At 74.2% G+C, this 20,524-nt stretch carries 18 protein-coding genes and 1 pseudogene; 9 read left to right on the top strand and 10 right to left on the bottom strand.

All coding sequences use genetic code 11. The annotated features are described in order from the left end of the window. Positions 1-1,239: a tryptophan synthase subunit beta gene (gene trpB, locus AB0K07_RS16265; protein ID WP_363755769.1), complete on the bottom strand. Its 1,239-nt coding sequence runs from the start codon at positions 1,237-1,239 to the stop codon at positions 1-3. A 38-nt stretch (positions 1,240-1,277) separates the two neighbouring features. Beyond that, a complete protein-coding gene (gene trpC, locus AB0K07_RS16270) occupies positions 1,278-2,081 on the bottom strand; it encodes an indole-3-glycerol phosphate synthase TrpC (RefSeq protein WP_363756611.1) in 804 nt (267 codons plus the stop codon). Between the two features lie 486 nt (positions 2,082-2,567). Between trpC and AB0K07_RS16275 the strand changes: the two genes are divergently transcribed. Continuing rightward, a complete protein-coding gene (locus AB0K07_RS16275) occupies positions 2,568-2,837 on the top strand; it encodes a hypothetical protein (RefSeq protein ID WP_363755771.1) in 270 nt (89 codons plus the stop codon). Between the two features lie 88 nt (positions 2,838-2,925). Here the strand turns inward: AB0K07_RS16275 and AB0K07_RS16280 are convergent, their stop codons facing one another. From AB0K07_RS16280 to AB0K07_RS16295, 4 genes and pseudogenes are all read right to left on the bottom strand, one after another. Next, positions 2,926-3,534, bottom strand: a complete 609-nt coding sequence (locus AB0K07_RS16280) for a Trp biosynthesis-associated membrane protein (RefSeq protein ID WP_363755773.1) — start codon at positions 3,532-3,534, stop codon at positions 2,926-2,928. After that, entirely contained in the window at positions 3,531-5,084 is a 1,554-nt protein-coding gene (locus tag AB0K07_RS16285; protein ID WP_363755775.1) for an anthranilate synthase component I, read from the bottom strand. The genes AB0K07_RS16280 and AB0K07_RS16285 overlap by 4 nt, the downstream gene beginning before the upstream one ends. Further along, entirely contained in the window at positions 5,081-5,515 is a 435-nt protein-coding gene (gene hisI / locus AB0K07_RS16290) for a phosphoribosyl-AMP cyclohydrolase (protein ID WP_363756613.1), read from the bottom strand. The genes AB0K07_RS16285 and hisI overlap by 4 nt, the downstream gene beginning before the upstream one ends. A 180-nt stretch (positions 5,516-5,695) precedes the next feature. Then, a pseudogene (locus AB0K07_RS16295) lies at positions 5,696-6,382 on the bottom strand (phosphoribosyl-AMP cyclohydrolase); the annotation flags it as partial. A 174-nt stretch (positions 6,383-6,556) separates the two neighbouring features. On the opposite strand from AB0K07_RS16295, the gene AB0K07_RS16300 reads away from it, so the two are divergent. Genes AB0K07_RS16300 through AB0K07_RS16310 form a run of 3 tightly spaced genes read left to right on the top strand, consistent with a single transcriptional unit; the run spans position 6,557 to position 8,685 of the window. After that, positions 6,557-7,312 (top strand): ABC transporter ATP-binding protein, encoded by a 756-nt coding sequence (locus AB0K07_RS16300; protein ID WP_363755777.1) that lies wholly within the window; start codon positions 6,557-6,559, stop codon positions 7,310-7,312. Beyond that, positions 7,309-8,064: an ABC transporter permease gene (locus tag AB0K07_RS16305; protein ID WP_363755779.1), complete on the top strand. Its 756-nt coding sequence runs from the start codon at positions 7,309-7,311 to the stop codon at positions 8,062-8,064. Before AB0K07_RS16300 ends, AB0K07_RS16305 begins: the two co-directional genes overlap by 4 nt. Positions 8,065-8,088: 24 nt before the next feature. Further along, entirely contained in the window at positions 8,089-8,685 is a 597-nt protein-coding gene (locus AB0K07_RS16310) for a TetR family transcriptional regulator (RefSeq protein ID WP_363755781.1), read from the top strand. Positions 8,686-8,722: 37 nt separating this feature from the next. Here the strand turns inward: AB0K07_RS16310 and AB0K07_RS16315 are convergent, their stop codons facing one another. The 3 genes from AB0K07_RS16315 to AB0K07_RS16325 all read right to left on the bottom strand — a co-directional run bounded on the left by AB0K07_RS16315 (position 8,723) and on the right by AB0K07_RS16325 (position 13,291). Next, positions 8,723-9,472, bottom strand: a complete 750-nt coding sequence (locus AB0K07_RS16315; RefSeq protein ID WP_363755783.1) for a DUF2470 domain-containing protein — start codon at positions 9,470-9,472, stop codon at positions 8,723-8,725. Between the two features lie 98 nt (positions 9,473-9,570). Next, entirely contained in the window at positions 9,571-11,352 is a 1,782-nt protein-coding gene (locus AB0K07_RS16320; RefSeq protein ID WP_363755785.1) for an ABC transporter ATP-binding protein, read from the bottom strand. Positions 11,353-11,407: 55 nt separating this feature from the next. After that, the gene (locus AB0K07_RS16325; protein WP_363755787.1) at positions 11,408-13,291 is read right to left on the bottom strand and encodes an ABC transporter ATP-binding protein; all 1,884 of its coding nucleotides are present in this window, start codon (positions 13,289-13,291) and stop codon (positions 11,408-11,410) included. A 173-nt stretch (positions 13,292-13,464) separates the two neighbouring features. Between AB0K07_RS16325 and AB0K07_RS16330 the strand changes: the two genes are divergently transcribed. The 3 genes from AB0K07_RS16330 (at position 13,465) to AB0K07_RS16340 (ending at position 17,133) form a co-directional block, all read left to right on the top strand. Continuing rightward, positions 13,465-14,094 carry a TIGR03085 family metal-binding protein gene (locus tag AB0K07_RS16330; RefSeq protein ID WP_363755789.1) on the top strand — a complete coding sequence of 210 codons (630 nt, stop codon included), beginning with the start codon at positions 13,465-13,467 and terminating at the stop codon, positions 14,092-14,094. A 199-nt stretch (positions 14,095-14,293) separates the two neighbouring features. Then, positions 14,294-15,169 carry a terpene synthase gene (locus AB0K07_RS16335; RefSeq protein WP_363755791.1) on the top strand — a complete coding sequence of 292 codons (876 nt, stop codon included), beginning with the start codon at positions 14,294-14,296 and terminating at the stop codon, positions 15,167-15,169. Between the two features lie 137 nt (positions 15,170-15,306). Next, positions 15,307-17,133 carry a long-chain fatty acid--CoA ligase gene (locus tag AB0K07_RS16340; RefSeq protein WP_363755793.1) on the top strand — a complete coding sequence of 609 codons (1,827 nt, stop codon included), beginning with the start codon at positions 15,307-15,309 and terminating at the stop codon, positions 17,131-17,133. A 620-nt stretch (positions 17,134-17,753) separates the two neighbouring features. Here the strand turns inward: AB0K07_RS16340 and AB0K07_RS16345 are convergent. After that, positions 17,754-19,211 (bottom strand): PLP-dependent aminotransferase family protein, encoded by a 1,458-nt coding sequence (locus AB0K07_RS16345; protein WP_363755795.1) that lies wholly within the window; start codon positions 19,209-19,211, stop codon positions 17,754-17,756. A gap of 59 nt (positions 19,212-19,270) precedes the next feature. Between AB0K07_RS16345 and AB0K07_RS16350 the strand changes: the two genes are divergently transcribed. Beyond that, complete coding sequence (locus AB0K07_RS16350) at positions 19,271-19,954, top strand: hypothetical protein (protein ID WP_363755797.1); 684 nt, start codon at positions 19,271-19,273, stop codon at positions 19,952-19,954. 102 nt (positions 19,955-20,056) lie between these two features. Then, positions 20,057-20,518 carry a hypothetical protein gene (locus tag AB0K07_RS16355; protein ID WP_363755799.1) on the top strand — a complete coding sequence of 154 codons (462 nt, stop codon included), beginning with the start codon at positions 20,057-20,059 and terminating at the stop codon, positions 20,516-20,518. The last annotated feature ends 6 nt before the right edge of the window (positions 20,519-20,524 follow it).

Here is a 20,524-nt window from a genome sequence, read left to right on the forward strand (position 1 = left end):
TCACCGCTCCTTGTCGAGGATGCCGAAGTAGTCACCGGCGGTGTGCACGTCCTTGTCGCCCCGCCCGGACAGGTTGACCACGATGGTGGGCTCCCGGCCCAGCTCGGCCGCGAGCTTCGGGGCCAGCGCCACGGTGCCGGCGAGCGCGTGTGCGCTCTCGATCGCCGGGATGATCCCCTCGGTGCGGCAGAGCAGCTCGAACGCGGCCATCGCCTCCTCGTCCGTGACCGGCTGGTAGCTGGCCCGGCCGGTGTCGTGCAGCCAGGCGTGCTCAGGCCCGACGCCCGGGTAGTCCAGGCCGGCGGAGATGGAGTGCGACTCCAGCGTCTGCCCGTCGGCGTCCTGGAGCACGTAGGTGCGCGTGCCGTGCAGCACGCCGGCCGACCCGCCGGTGATGCTGGCCGCGTGGCGGCCGGTGGCCAGCCCGTCGCCGCCGGCCTCGAAGCCGTACAGCCGGACGTCCTCATCGCCGACGAAGGCGTGGAAGATGCCCAGGGCGTTGGAGCCGCCGCCGACGCAGGCGGTGACCGCGTCCGGCAGCGCGCCGGTGAGGTCCAGGCACTGCTGGCGGGCCTCGTCGCCGATGCCGCGGACGAAGTCGCGGACCATCGCCGGGAACGGGTGCGGCCCGGCGGCGGTGCCGATCAGGTAGTGCGTTTCGTCGACGTTGGCCACCCAGTCGCGCATCGCCTCGTTCATCGCGTCCTTGAGGGTGCGCGAGCCGGCGGTGACCGGGACGACGGTGGCGCCGAGCATCCGCATCCGGGCCACGTTGAGCGCCTGCCGCTCGGTGTCGACCTGGCCCATGTAGACCACGCACTCCAGGTCGAACAGGGCGGCGGCGGTCGCGGTGGCCACGCCGTGCTGGCCGGCGCCGGTCTCCGCGATCACCCGGGTCTTGCCCATCCGCTTGGTGAGCAGCGCCTGGCCGAGCACATTGCGCACCTTGTGCGCCCCGGTGTGGTTGAGATCCTCACGCTTGAGCAGAACCCGCGCGCCGACCTCCGCCGAGAACCGGCGGGCCTCGTAGAGCAGTGACGGGGTGCCGGCGTAGTCACGCAGCAAGGCCCCGAACTCGGCCCGGAAGGACTCGTCCGCCATCGCGGTACGCCACGCCCCGTCGAGCTCGTCCAGCGCGGCCACCAGGGCCTCGGGCACGAATCGACCGCCGAAGCGGCCGAAGTGGCCGGCGGAGTCGGGCTGCGAACCGGCCACCGGGGCCAGCGCGTCGGCGCTCATCGGAAATCCTCTCGGTGGGGCGTCACACCGGCGCGAGGTCAGCGCACCGGCCGGGGCGTTGCCGGGTGGTTGCCGGCGTTGACCAGCTCGGCCACCGCCTCCCGGGGGCTCTTCTGGGTGACCAGGCCCTCGCCGACGAGGACCGCGTCGGCACCCGCGGAGGCGTACCGGATCAGGTCGTGCGGGCCGCGGACGCCAGACTCGGCGATCTTGACGACGCTGCTCGGCAGGCCGGGCGCGATCCGCTCGAACACCGACCGGTCGACCTCCAGGGTACGCAGGTTACGGGCGTTGACCCCGATCACCTGCGCGCCGGCCTCCAGGGCCCGGTCGGCCTCCTCCTCGTCGTGCACCTCGACCAGCGCCGTCATGCCCAGCGACTCGATCCGCTCCAGCAGGCCCATCAGGACGTTCTGCTCGAGCGCGGCGACGATCAGCAGGACCAGGTCGGCGCCGTGCGCGCGCGCCTCGTGCACCTGGTAGCTGGAGACCACGAAGTCCTTGCGCAGCACCGGCACGGTGACCGCGGCCCGGACGGCCGCCAGGTCGTCCAGCGAGCCGCCGAACCAGCGCCCCTCGGTGAGCACGCTGATCGCCCGAGCTCCACCGGCCGCGTAGTCGACGGCGAGGTCGGCCGGATCGGCGATCTCGGCCAGCCGGCCCTTGGACGGCGAGGAGCGCTTCACCTCGGCGATCACGGCGACGCCGGGCTTACGCAGCGCCGCGTACGCGTCCAGTGGCGGCGGCGCCGCCGCGGCCAGTTCCCGGATCCGCTCCAGCGGAACCTCTTCCTGGCGCCGAGCGACGTCCTCACGCACGCCAGCCAGGATCTCGTCGAGCACGCTTACGGACGCCGCCTGACCGGCCTCGTCCCCCTCCGCGTGCGCATGCTCAGCAGTCACCAACGGACTCCCCTCTCCGGGTGTCATGGGCCGATGCTAGGGGCAGCCGACCGGAGCCAGGAGGTGGGGGTATGGCGCTGGTCACGAAAAGGGCTGCGGCATAATGGCCGACTTGCCGTGAACGGGATGTCACTCAACGCCACCTCCGGCATCGACCGACGTCGTACGACGAGAGCCTGGCGGCCCGATCGCACCGGGCCGACCCACCGATCATGCCACCGCCCCCCGCCCGCGACGCAAATCGCAGTGATGCTGGTCGATGCTGTGAGCAAGCTCAAGGCCGAACGGCCGGTGCCTGGTCACGGCCGAGGCGGGACAGTTGACCGGGCGGTCACCCCGGCGAAACGTCAGCCGGTCAGCATCGTCCTCGGGCAGACTCGATGGCGCGCCTGCCCGACCGTCGCCAACTCCTCGTGCGAGGTGACCATGAGCATTTCCGAGCCGACCCCGAGCATCGGGCTGACCACCGTCTCGCGGACCGTGGCGTCGCTGGCCGTGGGGGTCGTCCACACGCTCGAGCGGGCCGTGGTCGGCGAGGGGCGGATGCGGACCGCGCGCGGCAACGCCTGGGAGGCGGTCTGCGCCGACCGGGCCCGCGCCGACCGGCGCGCCGAACTGGACCGCCTGGTGGCCGAGTTGACCGCCGCCCGCGCCGCGGCCCGCCGCCAGCAGCGGGAGCGTCAGCCGGTCGGCTGACACCGGCGGCCACACCGGCCGTCACGTCGGCCGGCCATCGACTCAGCCGCGTCGGGTCAGCCCCGTCGGCTCGGCTCAGCCCGTCGGCTCAGCCGGCCGTCGGGTCCTCGCCCCGGTCCAGCGCGTCCCACGCCTCGGTGGTCCGCCGCCCGGCCATCGGGCTGGCCGGAGCGGCCTGTCCGGCCGCCGGCGGCGCGCTCGGCGGGCTGGTCCGTGCGGGCCGCTCGTACCGGGCGCCCATCGCCGGCCAGCCGCCGCCACGCAGCGCGGTCCACCCGCCGCCCGCCGCGGCCAACAGGCCGCCGAGCAGACAGAGCGCCGGCCACTGCCGGCTCACCACGCCGTCGAGATCGGTGACCAGGCCGTACCCGCCGCCGGCCGCCACGGCCAGACCGAGCACGCCCAGCAGCACGCCCAGCAGCCGCCGCAGCCGGCCGCGCGTGGCCAGCACCGCGCCGCCCCCGGCCAGCGTGACCAGGGCCAGCGCCGGGAGCCACGGCAGCAGGGCCGCGCCGCTGTGGGCGTCGCGCACCGGCGGCAGCGGCGCCGGGCGCACGGTCAGCTCGACCGACCAGCCCCGGGTCGACGCCCACAGCGCCAGGGCCGCGCCGGCGAGGCAGAGCACCACGGCGTACGCCAGCTGACGCCGGCCCGCCGCGGGCCGCGACCGGTCGGCGGGTTGCGTGGTAGCGCTCATCGGGCGGGCCGCAACGTCTCGGCGGCCGCGATCGCGGCCAGCACGGCGGCGGCCTTGTTGCGGGTCTCCTGGTCCTCGGCGGCCGGGTCCGAGTCGGCCACCACCCCCGCGCCGGCCTGCACGTAGGCCCGGCCGTCGCGGATCAGCGCGGTCCGGATGGCGATCGCCATGTCCAGGTCGCCGCCGAATCCGAAGTAGCCGACCGTGCCGCCGTAGAGGCCACGGCGGACCGGCTCCAACTCCTCGATGATCTCCATGGCCCGCACCTTCGGGGCGCCGGAGAGGGTGCCGGCCGGGAACGTCGCGGCCAGCGCGTCGAACGCGGTGCGATCGTCACGCAGCGTGCCGGTCACCGTGGAGACGATGTGCATCACGTGGCTGTACCGCTCGATGGTCGCGAACTCGGGCACCTCCACGCTGCCCGGCTGGCAGACCCGGCCCAGGTCGTTGCGGCCCAGGTCGACCAGCATCACGTGCTCGGCCCGTTCCTTCGGGTCGGCCAGCAGCTCGGCGGCGAGCCCGGCGTCGGCGGCCGGGGTGCGGCCGCGCGGCCGGGTGCCGGCGATCGGGTGCAGCAGGGCCCGGCGCCGCCCGTCCGCGTCGCCGGTGACCTTGAGGTGCGCCTCCGGGGACGAACCGACGATGTCGAACCCGTCGAAGCGCAGCAGGTACATGTACGGGCTGGGATTGCTGGTGCGCAGCACCCGGTAGACGTCCAGCGGATCGGCGTGCGTCGACCGCTCGAAGCGCTGGGAGAGGACGATCTGGAAGCACTCGCCGGCCCGGATCGCCTCCTTCGCCGCCTCCACCGCCTTCGGGTAACCCCCGTCGGGGGTACGGCAGAGCACCTCGCCGGCCGGCGGGCGCTCGACCGTGGAGATCATCGGCGGGATGGGCCGGGACAGCGCGGTGGTCATCGCGTCCAACCGGCCCACGGCGTGGTGGTACGCGGCGGTGACCTGCGGGGCGCGGTCCGGGGTGTCCAGCGGCGGCAGCACCGCGTTGGCGACCAGGAGGGCCGAGCCGTCGTAGTGGTCGAGCACCACCAGGTCGGTGGCGAGCATCATGCCCAGCTCCGGGACGCCCAGGTCGTCCTCGGTCAGCTCGGGCAGCCGCTCGAAGCGGCGGACGAGGTCGTAGCCGAGGTAGCCGACCATGCCCCCGGTCAACGGGGGCAGCCCGCTGGACGGGTCCCCGATCGGGCCGGCCAGCGCCGCGACGGTCTCCCGCAGCACCCGCACCGGGTCACCTTCGGTGGGCAGCCCGGCCGGCGGTTGGCCGAGCCAGGTCGCCACGCCGTCCCGCTCGACCAGGGTGGCGCTGCTGCGTACCCCGATGAACGAGTACCGCGACCAGGCCATGCCGGCCGAGCCGACACCCTGCTCGGCGGACTCGAGCAGGAACGTGCCGGGCCCGCCGGCCAGCTTGCGGTAGACCCCGACCGGGGTCTCCGCGTCGGCCAGCAGCCGCCGGGTGACCGGCACCACCCGCCACCGGGCGGCCAGCTCGGTGAAGGTGGCCAGGTCGGGGCTCACCGCGCCGTCGGTCACGAGCGGGCCTCCGTCCCGGTGACGGGCAGCTCCGTGAAGAAGCACGTCCGGTGACCGGTGTGGCAGGCGGCGCCGACCTGGTCCACGCTGACCAGCAGCGCGTCCCCGTCGCAGTCCAGCGCGACCGAGCGGACGTACTGGTGGTGCCCGGAGGTGGCGCCCTTGACCCAGTACTCACGCCGGCTGCGTGACCAGTAGGTGGCCCGGCCGGTGGTGAGGGTGCGGTGCAGCGCCTCGTCGTCCATCCAGGCGACCATCAGCACCTCGCCGGAGTCGTGCGCGCGGACCACGGCGGCGACCAGGCCGTCGGCGGTGCGGCGCAGGCGGGCCGCGATGGCCGGGTCGAGCCGGGACGGGCGGGCCGCCGCGGGCGCCGTCGGGCCGGTCGGATCGCTGGGGACGCCGGTCACCGGCGCGTCAGGTACGGGCACAGTGACCCATTGTCCCGCACGCGGCGCGGGTACCGGCGACGGCTCCCGCCGGGGCCGCGGCGGGCGGCCTGCGGGCCGGGCCAGCTGAGCGACGTAGCGGTCCAGCCGGCCGTCGACCAGGGCGTCGGCCAGGTCGCTGCCGGCGACCTCGGCGATCTCCTCGGCGTACGGGCGGATCAGCGGCAGGGTCCCGGAGACCAGCCGCACGGAGGCCGCCCAGAGCTGCCCCGTGGAGCCCGGGCGCAGCCCGAGGCAGAGCAGCATGTCCTCCCGGTAGCGGGGTGGGGCGACCGGCAGCTCCAGGGCCGCCGCGAAGGCCGCACGGCGGGAGAACACCCGCACCGACGGGTTGGCGGGGCGCAGCACCGAGGGGCAGAGCCGGGCCAGGTCGGCCACGGCGAGCCGGAAGCCGAGGCGGTCGTCGGCGGCCCGGGCGGCGGCGGCCTTACCCAGCGTGGCGATCAGCTCCTCCAGCCGGGGCGGTTCGGCGGGCTGGCAGAGGACCGGCAGGTCGATGCGGCGTCGCCAGTGCGGGTCGGCCCAGAGCAGCCGCGCCGGCGCGGTGACCGGCAGCCCGAAGGCCCAGTCGGCCGGCTCGCCCAGTCGGTCCACCCAGGAGCGGACGTCCCGGGCGGCCACCGAGACGTGGGTGAGCCGGCCCGCGGACTCGGCGAGGTACGCCCGTCGGGCCTCGTACGGCGCGCCGCCGACCAGCACGTCGAGGTCGACGTCGCTGTGGGCGGTGGCGGCCCGCCGGGCGTGACTGCCGCGCAGCAGGATGCCGACGACCGGCCGCTCGGCCGCCTGCCGCAACCGCGCGGCCCAGTCGTCGAGAAACCCGCTGTCCGGTAACGGAGCGTGACCCACGGCGTCATCGTGCCGTACGCCCGATCGGCGCGCAATGCCCGTTGCCGGACCTGGTGTCCGGTCCGGAGGCTACTGCCCGTTCTTCCGCTGGGCGCGACGGCGGGCGTTGCGCCCGCACCGGTATCTCATCTAGCGTTGAGTTCAACAGATGATGAGTTTCCCCGGAGGTGCTTGATGGACGACGCGATAGCCGTCCGCGACCTGCTCGTGGACCGGGGCGGGCGGCGGGTGCTGGACGGCATCAGCTGCACCGTCGCCCGCGGCGCGGTGACCGGTCTGCTCGGCCCCAGTGGCAGCGGCAAGACGACGTTCATGCGCGCGGTGGTCGGGGTGCAGGTGGTCACGGGCGGGACGGTCACCGTGCTGGGCCAGCCGGCCGGCTCGCCCGCGCTGCGGCACCGGGTGGGCTACCTCACCCAGGCGCCGAGCGTCTACGCCGACCTGACCGTGCGGGAGAACGCCCGGTACTTCGCGGCGCTGCACGGCCGGGGTCGCGCCGAGGCCGACCAGGCGATCAGCGACGTCGGGCTGGCCCGGGCGGCCGGCCAGCTCGTCGGCACCCTGTCCGGCGGCCAGCGCAGCCGGGCCTCCCTGGCCTGCGCCCTGGTCGGCGAGCCGGAGCTGGTCATCCTCGACGAGCCGACCGTCGGTCAGGACCCGGTGCTGCGGGCCGACCTGTGGGCCCGGTTCCACGCGATGGCCGCTGCCGGCACCACCCTGCTGGTGTCCAGCCACGTGATGGACGAGGCGGCCCGCTGCGACCGGCTGCTGCTGATCCGCGAGGGGCGGCTGATCGCCGACGACAGCCCGGCGGCGATCCGCGCCGCCGCTGGCGTCGACGACCTCGACGAGGCGTTCCTGCGGCTGATCCGCGCCGGCGCGGCAAGCACCACGGGCGTCGACGCGGCGTCCGGACGGGAGGCGTCGTGAACCCGCGGATCCTGGCGGCCACCACCGGCCGCATCCTGCGCCAGCTCCGGCACGACCGGCGCACCATCGCGCTGCTCGTGGTGGTGCCGTCCGTCCTGCTGACGCTTGTCTACTTCATGTACGCCGACCAGCCGACCCCGCCCGGCCAGCCGTCGGCCTTCGACCGGATCGCGCTGGTGATGCTCGGCATCTTCCCGTTCGTGATCATGTTCCTGGTGACCAGCATCGCCATGCTCCGCGAGCGCACCTCCGGCACCCTGGAGCGGCTGCTCACCACCCCGCTGGGCAAGCTCGACCTGCTCTTCGGCTACGGCATCGCGTTCGGGCTGGCCGCCGCCGTGCAGGCCGCGGTCGCCGCCGGGGTGGCGTACTGGATCTTCGACCTGGACACCGCCGGCAGCAGCGGGCTGGTCATCGCGATCGCCGTGATCGACGCGGTGCTCGGCGTCGCCCTCGGGCTGTTCTGCAGCGCCTTCGCCCGCACCGAGTTCCAGGCAGTACAGTTCCTGCCGGTCGTGGTGGTCCCCCAGCTGCTGCTCTGCGGGCTGTTCGTGGCCCGCGACCAGATGGCCGGCTGGCTCCAGGCGCTCAGCGACGCCTTCCCCCTGTCGTACGCCATCGAGGCGTTGCAGGAGGTCGGCGCGAACGCCGAGCCGACCGGCACGATGTGGCGGGACGTGGTGGTGGTGCTCGGCGCGGTGGTGCTGGCGCTGGTGCTCGCGGCGGCCACCCTGCGCCGGCGCAGCGGCTGACCGGCGGGCGAACGAAAGGCGGCGATGGCGCGGCGGACCGGCCGGCGACCCGGCAACCAGGACACCCGGCAGGCGATCCTCGACGCGGCTCAGGCGGCGTTCGCCGAGCGCGGCTTCGACGCCGCCTCGATTCGCGCCATCGCCGGCACCGCCGGGGTGGACCCCGCCCTGGTGCACCACTACTTCGGCAGCAAGGACCAGCTCTTCCTGGCCGCGATGAACTCGCCGGTCGACCCCGGGGAGCTGCTGCCGAAGGTGCTCGCCGGCGACCAGGACGGCATCGGCGAACGGCTGGTGCGCACCTTCCTCGGCGTCTGGGACTCCCCGGCCGGCACCGCCGGGGTGGCCCTGCTGCGCTCGGCGGTGAGCAACGAGTGGACGGCCCGGCTGCTGCGCGAGTTCATCACCACGCAGGTGCTGCGCCGGGTGCTCGACCAGCTCGACGTCGAGCCGGCCCAGCTGCCGCTGCGCGGCTCGCTGATCGCCAGCCAGCTGATCGGGTTGGCCATGATGCGGCACGTGGTCCGGCTGGAGCCGGTGGCGTCCGCCGACCCGGAGACGCTGGTCGCGGCCGTCGGCCCGACCGTGCAGCGCTACCTGACCGGGCCGCTGCCGACGTAGCGCCGGCGGACCGACCGCCGGGGCGGGCGGGTGGCGGTCAGCCCGGCGGGCGGGCCTCGGCACGGTGGCGCAGCGGCGGCAGCAGCCGGACCAGGTCGGCAGGGTCGGCCACCGGGCACGGGAAGGCGAGCCGGACCCGCCGCCGGGCGCCGGGGCGGCCGAGGGCGACCACCAGCCCGTAGCGGTCGATGCGCACCACCCGGGGCGGCCCGTCCGGCGTCTGCTCGGTCAACCCGAGCTGCCGGCGCAGGTACTCGGTCACCTGGCCGCGGTCGCGCTCCGCGAGGTCGGCGAGCAGCCGCGCCTCGACCGGGTGCACCGGGTCCGGCTCGGCCTCGGCGTACTCCACCGGGTCGATCCGGTGCACGGCGCCGGCGCGCTCCCAACGGACCTCAACCACCTCGAAGCGGAACAGCCGGAACCGCACGCCCAGGTCGAGCAGGTCGCCGGTCGGCTCCACCGCGGCGAAGTCGACCGCCGCCCGGCGCGCCTCGGCGCCGTGCAGCTCGGCGGCCCAGCCGGAGACCCAGGCCCGGCCGAGCCCCGGGGCGCCGGCCGCGGGCGGCAGGTCGAGCACGTCGAGCACCACCGCGACGTCGGCGCCCCCGGCGGCCGGCCGCAGCGCGGCGGCCAGGTGGCTGGCCACCGGGACCAGCAGCAGCACCCGGCCGTCCGGATCGGTCACGTGCCGGGCGTGGTGCGGGCCCGGCCGGTGGGCCAGATGGACGAGACCGGGCAGCCGGCCGGCGACGAGGGTACGAACGATCTCGGCGGGGCTGGGCCGCATGGCGCGACCTCCTTCAGAGGTTAGGCTTACCTAACCCGGAGCCTAGAGCACCCAACCGACCGGCGTCCACCGTCCCGGCGCAGGTGGACGCCGGTCCGTTACCGGGTCTGCTCCAACCAGGAGGCGTAGAGCAGGCCGTAGACCGAGTCGGCGTCACGGACCAGCTCGTCGTGCGGCCCGCGCTGCACGATCCGCCCCCGATCCACCACGATCACCTCGTCGGCGGCCTGCGCCGTGGACAGCCGGTGCGCGATCGCGAGGGTGGTCCGACCGCGGGTGACCGCGTCCAGGGTGCGTTGCAGGCGCACCTCGGTCGCCGGGTCCACCGCGCTCGTCGCCTCGTCCAGCACCAGCAGATCCGGGTCGGCCACGTACGCCCGGGCCAGCGCGACCAGCTGCCGCTCCCCGACGCTGAGCGCCTCACCACGCTCGCCGACCGGCGTGTCCAGGCCCGCCGGCAGGCCATCCAGCCAGTCCGCCAGGCCCAGCTCGGTGAAGGCGGCGCTGAGCTGCTCGTCGGTCAGCTCCGGCCGGGCGAAGCGGACGTTGTCCCCCACCGTCGCGTCGAAGAGGAACCCGTCCTGCGGGACCATCACCACGCGGGAACGCAGCGAGTCGAACCGAACCTCCGCCAGCGGCACCCCGGACAGCAGCACCGCGCCCGCCGACGGGTCCATCAACCGGGTGAGCAGCTTGGCGAAGGTCGTCTTGCCACTGCCGGTCTCGCCGACCACCGCCACCCGGCTCTTCGCCGGAATCTCCAGGTCGATGTCGTGCAGCACCGGAGGACCACCGGGATAGGCGAACCGCACCCCGGCGAACCGGATGTCCAGCGGCCCGCCCGGCAGCTCCCGCCCCTGCTCCCCCGGGTCGGCAACGTCCGGGGCCACGTCCAGCACGTCGAGCACCCGGCGCCAGCCCGCGATCGCGTTCTGCGCCTCGTTGAGCACCTCGGTGGCGATCTGCACCGGCTGGATGAAGAGCGTCACCAGGAAGAGGAACGCGGTCAGCTGGCCGATCGACAGCGTGCCGTCCACCCCCAGCGTCACCCCGAGCACCACCACGCCGGCCAGCGCCACCCCGGCCGCGAGCTCACCCACCGAGCTGCCCACGATGCTGATCCGGATCGCCCGCTGCTGCGCCAGGCGCTGGCTGTCGATGGCCTCGTCCAGCCGCCGCGCCGTGCGCCCCGCGATGCCGTACGCCCGGATCACCGGCGCGCCCACCACGCTCTCGCCGATCGCGCCGAGCAACGTGCCGGTGCGCTGACGCACCGTCGCGTACGCCGCGCCCAGGCGCCGCTGCAGCTGCCGGATGATGAACACCGCCGGCAGGAACGCGGCCAGCACCACCAGGGTCAACTGCCAGGAGTACGCCAGCATGACGATGGTCGTGACCACCAGCTGGCCGAGGTTGACCAGCAGGATCACCCCACCCCACTGGAGGAACTGGGTGATCTGGTCGACGTCGCTGGTCACCCGGGACACCAGCGAGCCACGCCGCTCCGACTGCTGGTGCAGCATCGACAGGTCGTGCACGTGCCGGAACGCCCTCGTCCGCACGTTGGCCAGCGCCGTCTCGCTGACCGTGAACAACCGGCGCATCATCAGGTAGCCGCAGAGCGTGGTGACCGTCAGGATCGCGGCGGTGATCACCACCACCGACCAGACCACGTCCAGGTTCAGACCACCGACGATGCCGCGGTCGATGCCCTGCTGCACGGCGACCGGCACGGCCACCCGGCCCACCATGTAGACCAGCGCCAGGCCCAGCGTGCCCGCCAGGCCGATGCGCAGCTCCGGCGAGAGCGCCAGCCCCCGCCGCAGGGTCTGCCAGGTCGTCTCCGCCCGCTCGTCCCGCTCATCCGTCTTCGCGCTCACCGGTCTGGCCTTTCGTTCGCGACTGCGGGGCTCCGCTGCGCTGCACTCCTCGCGCTCACCGGTCTACCTCGATTTCCAGGCCCGAGGGCAGCGGCGCGACCTCGTCCTCGTACGGACGCTCCTGCGCGCGGTCGACCTCCGCCTGCTCGTAGGCGGTGACCAGGTTGACGTAGCCCGGCACGGTCGCCAACAGCTCGGTGTGCGTGCCCCGGGCGATCACCCGCCCCTGCTCCACGTAGATGACCTCGTCGGCCAGGGCGATGGTGGCCCGGCGGTACGCCACCACCAGGATCGACGCGGCCGGCACCCCCGGCTCAGCCCCCGACGAGCGCAGACCGGCCAGGATCGCCGCCTCCACCCGCGGGTCCACGGCGCTCGTCGCGTCGTCGAGCACCAGCAGGCGCGGCCGGCCGGCCAGCGCGCGGGCCAGGGTGAGCCGCTGCCGCTGCCCGCCGGAGAGCGAGGTGCCCCGCTCGCCGACCATCGTGTCCAGACCGTCGGGCAGCGCCGCGACGAACCCGTCCGCCTCGGCCAGCCGCAGCGCCGCCCAGACGTCCTCGTCGTCGATGCCCGGCCGGTCGAGGGCGATGTTGGCGCGGACCGTGTCGTCGAAGACGAACGGCACCTGGGCGACCAGGGCCACCGTGCCGGCCAGGGACGCGGCGGTCAGCTCGCGCATGTCCACCCCGTCCAGCTCGACGACGCCGGCGTCCGGGTCGACCAGGCGCACCGCCAGCGAGGCGATGGTGGACTTGCCGGCGCCGGTGGGCCCCACCAGGGCCACCGTCCGCCCGGCCGGCACCGTGAACCCGACCGCGCCCAGCACCTGCGCCCCCGGTTGGTGCGCCTCGGCCGGCGGGTAGGAGAAGTGCACGTCGGTGAAGGTGAGGGTGGCCGGGCCCGGGGTGGCCGGGTCGAGCACCCGCGACCCGTACGGCATCTCGCCGGTGGCGTCGAGCACCCGGCGGACCCGGTCCCAGCCGGCGACGCTGCGCGGCAGCTCGGCCAGCACCCAGCCGATGGCCCGCACCGGGAAGGCCAGCACGGTGAAGAGGAAGGCGACGCTGACCAGCTCGGTGACGCTGATCGCGCCCTGCCGCAGCCGGAACGCGCCGACGACCAGCACGGCCAGGGTGCCGAGGCTGGGCAGCGTCTCCAGCAGCGGGTCGAAGACACCGCGCAGCCGACCGACCGCGATCAGCGCGTCGCGCAGCTCGCCGGCCCGGCCGGAGAACCGGGCCGTCTCCTGCGCCTCACGGCCCATCGTCTTGACCACCAGGGCGCCGTCGAAGCTCTCGTGGGCGATCCCGCTCACCTCGGCGCGCAGCCGCTGGGCCCGGGCCTGCCGGGGCGCCATCCGGCGGGAGTAGACCACGTTGAGCGCGAACAGCGCGGGAAAGACGGCGAGGCCAACCAGGGCCAGCGCCCAGTCGGTGGCGAACAGCGAGACGATCGCGCCGACGAGCATCACCAGGGTGCCGACCGCGAACGGCAGCGGCGCGATCGGGTACCAGGCCGCCTCGACGTCGGAGTTGGCGTTGGAGAGCAGGGTGCCGGTGGCGTTGCGGTGGTGCCAGGACAGCGGCAGGTCCAGGTAGCGGCGGGTCACCCGACGGCGGTAGGCGGCCTGGAGGCGGTACTGCATGTAGCCGGCGCCGAGACGGCGGCCGAAGATGCCCACCACCCGCAGCACGCTGATGCCGAACAGGGCGATCGCGGCCAGCGCCAGGCTGCCGGTGGCCACCTCACCCCGCGCGATGGCCGGCACCACCACGTCGCCGACGACCCCGCCGACCACGTACGCGCTGACGATGACCATCGAGCCGAACAGCACGCTGCCGACCACCGCCACCGTGAAGATCCGTGGCTGCTCCCGGATCGCCTGCCTGAGCACCCCCAGCCCCCGGCCGAGCACATCCCGACTTGTCCTGCTCGCCACGCTCTCCCCCGCCGTAAGCCACGATTATCTCCCTCATCCTTACCGGTCCGGGCCACCCGCACCGACCCGGACCGGATATGTCAACCGTCACGTACGGCGTGCGACGGGACCACCCCCGCCGACCGGGGCGTCGGCGGGGGGCGCCAACGGGCCTTCGGGCCTACGATCGGGCCATGCCGCGGTACGCCCGAGCCGAGCGCGAGGCGCTGGCCGACCTTTTCCTGGCCCTCGGGCCGGACGCGCCGACGATCAACGAGGGCTGGGCGACCCGCGACCTCGCCGCCCACCTGGTGCTGCGGGAGCGCCGCCCGGACGCGGCCAGCGGGATCCTGCTGGCCCCCCTGCGCGGCTACGCCGAACGGGTCCGTCGCCGCCTCGCCGCGCGGCCCTACGCCGAGCTGGTGGCGCAGGTGCGCCGGCCGCCGGTGTGGAGCCCGGTCAGCAATCCGGTGACCGACGAACTGGTCAACACGCTGGAGTTCTTCATCCACCACGAGGACGTGCGGCGGGCCGGGTCCGGGTGGCTGCCACGCGAGCTGGCACCCGGCCTGCAGACGGCGCTCTGGAAGCGGGCCGCCCCGCTGGCCCGGCTGGCACTGCGCCGCTTTCCCGCGGACCTCTACGTGCAGGCGCCGGGGTACGGCGAGATCTCCGTCGGCCGTGGCGGCGAGCCGCTGCGGGTGGTCGGCGCGCCGGCCGAGTTGACCCTGTTCCTCTCCGGCCGGCAACGGGTGGCCCGGGTCCAGCTGGACGGTCCGGCGGCCTCCGCGCGGCAGCTCCGCAACGCCAGCCTGGGCATGTGACTGTCTGCACTTATTCGGTCACGCATTCTTCGTGGGAAAGCGCCGCGCCCAGCGATGCGCGACGATCCCTGCTCCCGTACGCTTCATCGGCCGTTCCGCGCCGGTGCGGCTCGAGTGGGGGCGTACTGTGCGGAGTTTCGCGATCTCGGCGCTGCGGGAGCCCCCGTTTCCCGCGGGGCGCCATGAGGCGACGGATCGGGTGGCGGGCGAGAGCGTCGAGTGGGCGCGCGCGTTCGGGCTGATCGATTCCAGCCACCGGGTCCGTCGGCTGCAACGGGCCGACGCCGCCGGTCTGGCCGGGCGGGCCTGCCCGGACGGGTCGGCGGAGGGGCTGCGGCTGCTCACCGACCTGATCTCCTGGCTCTTCGTGATGGACGACGCCTGCGACGAGGACGGCCTCGGCGCCGACCCGGCCCGGCTGGCGCCGGCGATCGGCTCCCTGCTCGACGTGCTGGACCGGTGTGGTGACCCGGACGTCGTACCGCCCGCCGCGGGGCCGCTGGGTGACGCGCTGCACGACCTGTGCCGCCGGACCCGGTCGCACGGCCGCCCGGCGCTGCTGCTGCGGTTCGTCAGCCAGGTGCGGGAGTACCTGCTGGCGCTGCTCTGGGAGGCGGTCAACCGGGAGCGCCGGCGCGTGCCCGAGGTGGCGGAGTACGTCCAACTGCGCCGACACATCGGCGGCGTGCATCCCTGCCTCACCCTGACCGACCTGGCCTCCGAGGAGCCGCCCGGGTCCGGCCGGCGTGCCGATCCGGCGCTGGCCGCCCTGGATCTGCTGGCGGTGGACCTGGTCTGCTGGTGCAACGACCTCTTCTCGTACGGCAAGGAGAGCCGGGCCGACCCGGACGCGCACAACCTGGTGACGGTGATCGCCCAGGAGAGCGGCACGGACGAGCCGGGCGCGCTGCGGGCGGCGGCCGACCGGTTCAACCAGGGGCTCGCGGAGTATCTGACGGCGGAGGACGCGCTGCTGGCCAGCGGGGACGAGAGGTTGCGCTCGGTGCTCGCCGCTCGGCGCAACTGGGTCCGGGCAACCTACGACTGGTCACTGGTGGCCGCCCGGTACGCCTGATCCGGCGTACCGGTTGGTGGGACGGAGCCCCCGGACGATCACCGGGGCTAGCCGATGCCCGGTGGCAAGCAATACCCTTCGGTAACCACTATGACGTGACGACCGTCACGCCACCACCCCCGAAGGCGGCTACAGCGATGGCTCTCGATGTCCCGTACCGCTCCATCCCGGACATGTTCCTCAAGCGCGTGGCGGCCACCCCCGACCGGCACGCATTCGCCTCCCCGGCCCCGGACGATTCGGGCCCCCGCTGGCTGACCTGGGCTCAGGTCGGCCAGCGCGCCAAGGCGGTCGCCGCCGGTCTGCACGGCCTGGGCGTCGGCCAGGAGGACCCGGTCGCGATCCTGGCCAACACCCGCCTGGACTGGGTGATCGCCGACCTCGGCATCATGTGCGCCGGTGGGGCGACCACCACCGTCTATCCGACTACCGAGCCGGCGGACGCCACCTACATCATCGCCGACTCCGGCTCGAAGGTGCTGTTCGCGGAGAATCCGGCCCAGGCCGCCAAGATCGCCGGCGCCGAGGTGCCCGCACTGACCCACGTGGTGCTCCTCGACGGTGCGGCCGACGCGTCCGCCGCGGTCCCCCAGCTCACGCTCGCCGACCTGGAGGAGCGGGGCACCCGCGCGCTGGCCGCCGAGCCGGAGCTGATCGACATGCTGGTGGCCGGCATCGGTCCGGATCACCTGGCCACCCTGATCTACACCTCCGGCACCACCGGCCGGCCGAAGGGCGTCGAGTTGCTGCACGGCGGCTGGTGCTGGGAGGCGGTGGCGCAGGCCGAGGTCGGGCTGCTCCGCGACGACGACCTGCAGTACCTGTGGCTGCCGCTGTCCCACTCGTTCGGCAAGACGCTGCTCTGCGGCGCCATCCACGTGGGCCTGCCCACGTACGTCGACGGGCGGGTGGACAAGCTGGTCGACCTGCTCGCGGTGATCCGTCCGACGCTGATGTGCGGCGCTCCCCGCGTGTTCGAGAAGGTCTACAACAAGGCGGTCACCACCGCGCAGGGCGCTGGCGGCGCGAAGGCGAAGATCTTCGCCTGGGGCGTCCGGGTCGGCAAGGAGAAGGTGGCCCTGGAGCAGGCCGGCAAGCCGGTGCCGGCCGGTCTGAAGCTGCGCTACGGGGTGGCCGAGAAGCTGGTGTTCAGCAAGCTCCAGGCCCGCCTGGGCGGCCGGATGCGCGTGCTGGTCTCCGGCGCCGCCCCGCTCAGCCCGGAGATCGCCACCTTCTTCGCCGCCGCCAACCTGCCGATCTCCGAGGGCTACGGCCTGACCGAGACGAGCGCCGGCAACTTCGTCAACCCGCCCTCCGGGCTGCGGATCGGCACGGTGGGCCGGGCGATGGGCGACCTGGAGTGCCGGATCGACACCGACGGGGAGATCCTGCTCCGCGGCCGACCGGTGATGCGCGGGTACCACAACCTGCCGGAGGAGACCGCCGCCGCGTTCACCGAGGACGGCTTCTTCCGCACCGGTGACATCGGCAGCCTCGACGAGCAGGGCTACCTGCAAATCACCGACCGGAAGAAGGACCTGGTCAAGACCTCGGGCGGCAAGTACATCGCGCCCTCGCACATCGAGGGGATGTTCAAGGCGATCTGCCCGTACACCTCGCAGGCGGTCGTCGTCGGGCAGGCCCGCAACTTCTGCACGATGCTGGTCACGTTGGACCCGGACGCGATCCGCGGCTGGGTGGCCGGCGGCCCGCTGGAGGGCCGCGACTACTCGGCCATCGTCGTCTCACCGGAGGCCCAGGCGATGGTCGAGGAGTACGTCGCCCAGCTCAACGCCAAGCTCAACCGCTGGGAGACGATCAAGAAGGTGACGATCCTGCCGCGCGACCTGACCATCGAGGACGGTGAGATCACCCCGTCCATGAAGATCAAGCGGCGCGGTGTGGAGAGCAACTTCGCCGCCGAGATCGACAAGATGTACGCCGGCACGCTCGCCGAGCTCTGAGTCCGCCGCCGGTGGTCCCGCTCCCCGTGGGGTGCGGGACCGCCGGCGTCACAGGTGCTCCCCCGCCAGTGCGTCTGGTCGGTCTCGGCGGCGAACTGCTCGGTCAGCGCCACCTCGCGCACCTGCCGGCGCAGCGGCGCGTCGACCAACGTCTGCACCACCGTCAACGCCAACACGACCAGGCCGAGCAGGGCGAGCGCGATCAGTTCCGGCAGCCGGGCCGTCACCGGCACCAGCACCACGAGCAGCCCCACCGCCACAGCCGACGGCAGCCGCCACATGCCGAGCCCGCCACCAGCACCACCAGGCAACGGGTCAGCCCCGCCGCGTTCGATGTTGCCGCAGGTCAGCGTGGTGACATTGAGGAAGGCGAAGGCGAAGACGAGGTCGTAGAAGAGTTCCAGCCGGGTGGTACGGGAGCCGGGGGCGCTCGGCCGGATGCTCCGCGACCATCGGACACCGCCGGCACTGCCCACCTCGGCAGTCTGTCAGCCGGGCACGGACCGGCAGGCCCGATCGGCGGACGAACAGCCGCACCTCGGCGACCACCAGTCCGACGCAGACGGCTCCAGCGGGGTCACCGTGGAGCCCTCGGTCATCACCCGCATCCGCGGTGGGTTTCAGGCGATGACGGCGGGCTCCCGCCACCGCTGCCGGCCGCTGCGGTCCAGGTCGTAGCGGACCGCGGCGATCCGCCCGACGGCCTCGACCAGATCGGCGGCGGGCAGGGTGAACGGCAGCCGCAGGAAGCGCTCCAGGGTGCCGTCCAGGCCGAACCGGGGGCCGGGCGCCAGCCGGACGCCGACGTCCTCGGCCGCCCGGGCCAGCGCGCTGGAGACCGGGCCGTCCAGCTCGGCCCAGAGCGTCACGCCGCCGCGCGGCACGGTGACCCGCCAGTCCGGCAGCCGCTGCGCCAGCGCGCCGAGCAGCGCGTCGCGCTGGGCGGCGAGCTGGGCACGGCGGTCCGCGACGATGGCGGGCGCGTCGGCGAGCAGGTGCACGGCGACGAGTTGGTCCAGCACCGGGCTGGCCATGTCCACGCCGACCCGGACGGCGGCCAGCCGCTGCACCTGCGGCGCGGAGGCACGCACCCAGCCGATCCGCAGACCACCCCAGTACGGCTTGCTCATCCCGCCGATGCTGACCACCCGGCTGTGCCGGTCGAAGGTGGCCGTCGGCGGGGGCAGTTCGGTCCCGTCCAGCGGCAGGTCCACGAAGGACTCGTCGACGACCAGGTCGGTGCCGACGGCGTGGGCGGCGGCCACCACCCGCTCGCGCAGTGCCGCCGGCATCAGGTGCCCGGTCGGGTTCTGGAACTCCGGGATCAGGTAGGCCAGCTTGGGCCGGGTCTGCCGCAGGCTGCCCAGGAGCAGGTCCGATTCCCAGCCGCCGGCGTCGGCGGCCAGGCCGTGGGTGGTGATGCGGGCGCGCCGGCCGGCCAGCGCGGCGAGCGCGTTGGGGTAGGTCGGTGACTCGACCAGCACGCTGCCGCCGGGCGCCAGGGCGAGTCGCAGCACCAGGTCCAGCGCGTGCTGGGTGCCGCTGGTGACCATGATCTGGTCGGCCGAGGTGGGCAGACCCCGGGCGGTGTACCCGTCGGCCACCGCCTCGCGCAGCTCGATGATGCCGGTCGGGTGGTACCCGGCCCCGCCCAGGTAGCGGGGCAGGTCCTCGGCGGCGGCCCGGGCCGCCGCCAGCAGCTGCGGCGGGGCGGCCGGCGCGGCCGCACCGAGGTCGATCATCTCCCGGTCGTCCAGCGGGGTCCACAGCCCGGTGCTGGCCACCCGGTGGTTGCCGGGCAGCATGGTCCAGCTCCCGGCGCCCCGGCGGCTGGCCAGGTGCCCGGTCTCGCGCAGCTGCCGGTACGCGGCGGTGACCGTGGTGCGGCTGATCCGCAGCGCCTCGGCCAGCTCCCGTTCCGCCGGCAGGCGGACGCCCAGCGGCAGCCGGCCGTCGGCGAGCAGCCCGCGCACCGCGCCGGCCAGGGCGGCGTAGTCGGGACTGCGGCGACGGCCCGGCAGGGCGTGCCACTGCCCGAGCAGACGCGCCAATTGGACGCCGCGCACCTGACCCGTCATAGCCACTCCTCGGATATTGGCTTCTTCCTCCGGGAGGATTGGCACCTAGGGTGGCATGCATGGCACTGATTGGCAATCTGCGGCACCGGCCGGTGCGACGGCTGACCCAGCTTTACGCCGGGCTGGCCCTCTACGGGATCAGCATGGCTCTGCTGGTCCGCTCCGACCTGGGCCTCGACCCGTGGGACGTGTTCCACCAGGGGCTGTCCGAGCTGACCGGGCTCTCCTTCGGCACGGTCACCATCGGGGTCGGCGCGCTGGTGCTGCTGCTCTGGATCCCGCTGCGGCAACGCCCGGGCCTCGGCACGGTCAGCAACGTCGTGGTCATCGGCCTGGTGGTGGACGCCACGCTGGCCCTGCTGCCGGCCGGCGGCCCGCTCGGCGTCCGGATCGCGCTGCTGATCACCGGGATCATCGCGAACGGCGCCGCCACCGGTCTCTACCTCGGCGCCCGGCTAGGTCCCGGCCCGCGCGACGGGCTGATGACCGGCCTGGTGGCCCGCCGACCCCGCTGGTCGATCCGGCTGGTGCGCACGGTCATCGAGGTCACCGTGCTGGCGCTGGGCTGGCTGCTCGGCGGCACGGTCGGCCTGGGCACCGTCGCGTACGCGCTGGCCATCGGCCCGCTGGCGCAGCTCTTCATCCCGCTGTTCGCGGTGCCCGACGCGGACACCGCCACACCCGCCCCGCCAGCCACCGCGCCCACGGCGGGTGCCCCCGCCCCGGTGCCCCCGGCCGGCTGATCGTTCACCCACGGTTCGCACGCCGGCACGCGGCGGTGGTGGACACGGGCCGGATGGTGGGTGGGTGTTCCCTTCCGCGACGCTCGCCGTCATCATCTCTGCATGGGGGAGAACGGTTGGCGCTGGACCGACGCCTGGATCTTCGTGTCGCTGGTGATCGCGAGCGGGGCCGGGCGGCACCGTCGGTCCGCGACCAGCCGCCGCCCGGAGGGCGTCCGTCTGACCGACGTGCTCTCCACCGCCGACCACCTCAACCACGCGATCCCGCAGCGGCAGGAGGTGGAGGCCGCGGTCCGGCGGCTGGTCGGCGCCGGGTTGGTCAGCGTCTCCGACGGCTGGTTCCGCATCACCGCCGAGGGCGAGCAGCTCTGGCGCACCCGGCCGCGCGCCGGGGTGGCGACCATGGTGGACACCGTGCAGGGCGTGCTGAGCCGCCGGCACGCGCCGGGCAGCGCCGAGTGGAGCCTGGACGAGGCCGACCACGCGGCGGCCGTCCAGGAGTACGTGGTCCGCTCGATCCCCACGCCCCGGCGTTCACCGGAGGGTCACTCCGGCGGGCACTGATCGGGC

Source organism: Micromonospora sp. NPDC049301, from assembly GCF_040678715.1.
GTDB lineage: Bacteria > Actinomycetota > Actinomycetes > Mycobacteriales > Micromonosporaceae > Micromonospora.

Excerpts from the sequence above, each read along its gene's own strand:
- trpB (WP_363755769.1), bottom strand. The coding sequence starts at position 1,239 with ATGAGCGCCGACGCGCTGGCCCCGGTGGCCGGTTCGCAGCCCGACTCC.
- AB0K07_RS16275 (WP_363755771.1), top strand. The coding sequence starts at position 2,568 with ATGAGCATTTCCGAGCCGACCCCGAGCATCGGGCTGACCACCGTCTCG.
- AB0K07_RS16280 (WP_363755773.1), bottom strand. The coding sequence starts at position 3,534 with ATGAGCGCTACCACGCAACCCGCCGACCGGTCGCGGCCCGCGGCGGGC.
- AB0K07_RS16300 (WP_363755777.1), top strand. The coding sequence starts at position 6,557 with ATGGACGACGCGATAGCCGTCCGCGACCTGCTCGTGGACCGGGGCGGG.
- AB0K07_RS16310 (WP_363755781.1), top strand. The coding sequence starts at position 8,089 with ATGGCGCGGCGGACCGGCCGGCGACCCGGCAACCAGGACACCCGGCAG.
- AB0K07_RS16315 (WP_363755783.1), bottom strand. The coding sequence starts at position 9,472 with ATGCGGCCCAGCCCCGCCGAGATCGTTCGTACCCTCGTCGCCGGCCGG.
- AB0K07_RS16330 (WP_363755789.1), top strand. The coding sequence starts at position 13,465 with ATGCCGCGGTACGCCCGAGCCGAGCGCGAGGCGCTGGCCGACCTTTTC.
- AB0K07_RS16340 (WP_363755793.1), top strand. The coding sequence starts at position 15,307 with ATGGCTCTCGATGTCCCGTACCGCTCCATCCCGGACATGTTCCTCAAG.
- AB0K07_RS16345 (WP_363755795.1), bottom strand. The coding sequence starts at position 19,211 with ATGACGGGTCAGGTGCGCGGCGTCCAATTGGCGCGTCTGCTCGGGCAG.
- AB0K07_RS16350 (WP_363755797.1), top strand. The coding sequence starts at position 19,271 with ATGGCACTGATTGGCAATCTGCGGCACCGGCCGGTGCGACGGCTGACC.
- AB0K07_RS16355 (WP_363755799.1), top strand. The coding sequence starts at position 20,057 with ATGGGGGAGAACGGTTGGCGCTGGACCGACGCCTGGATCTTCGTGTCG.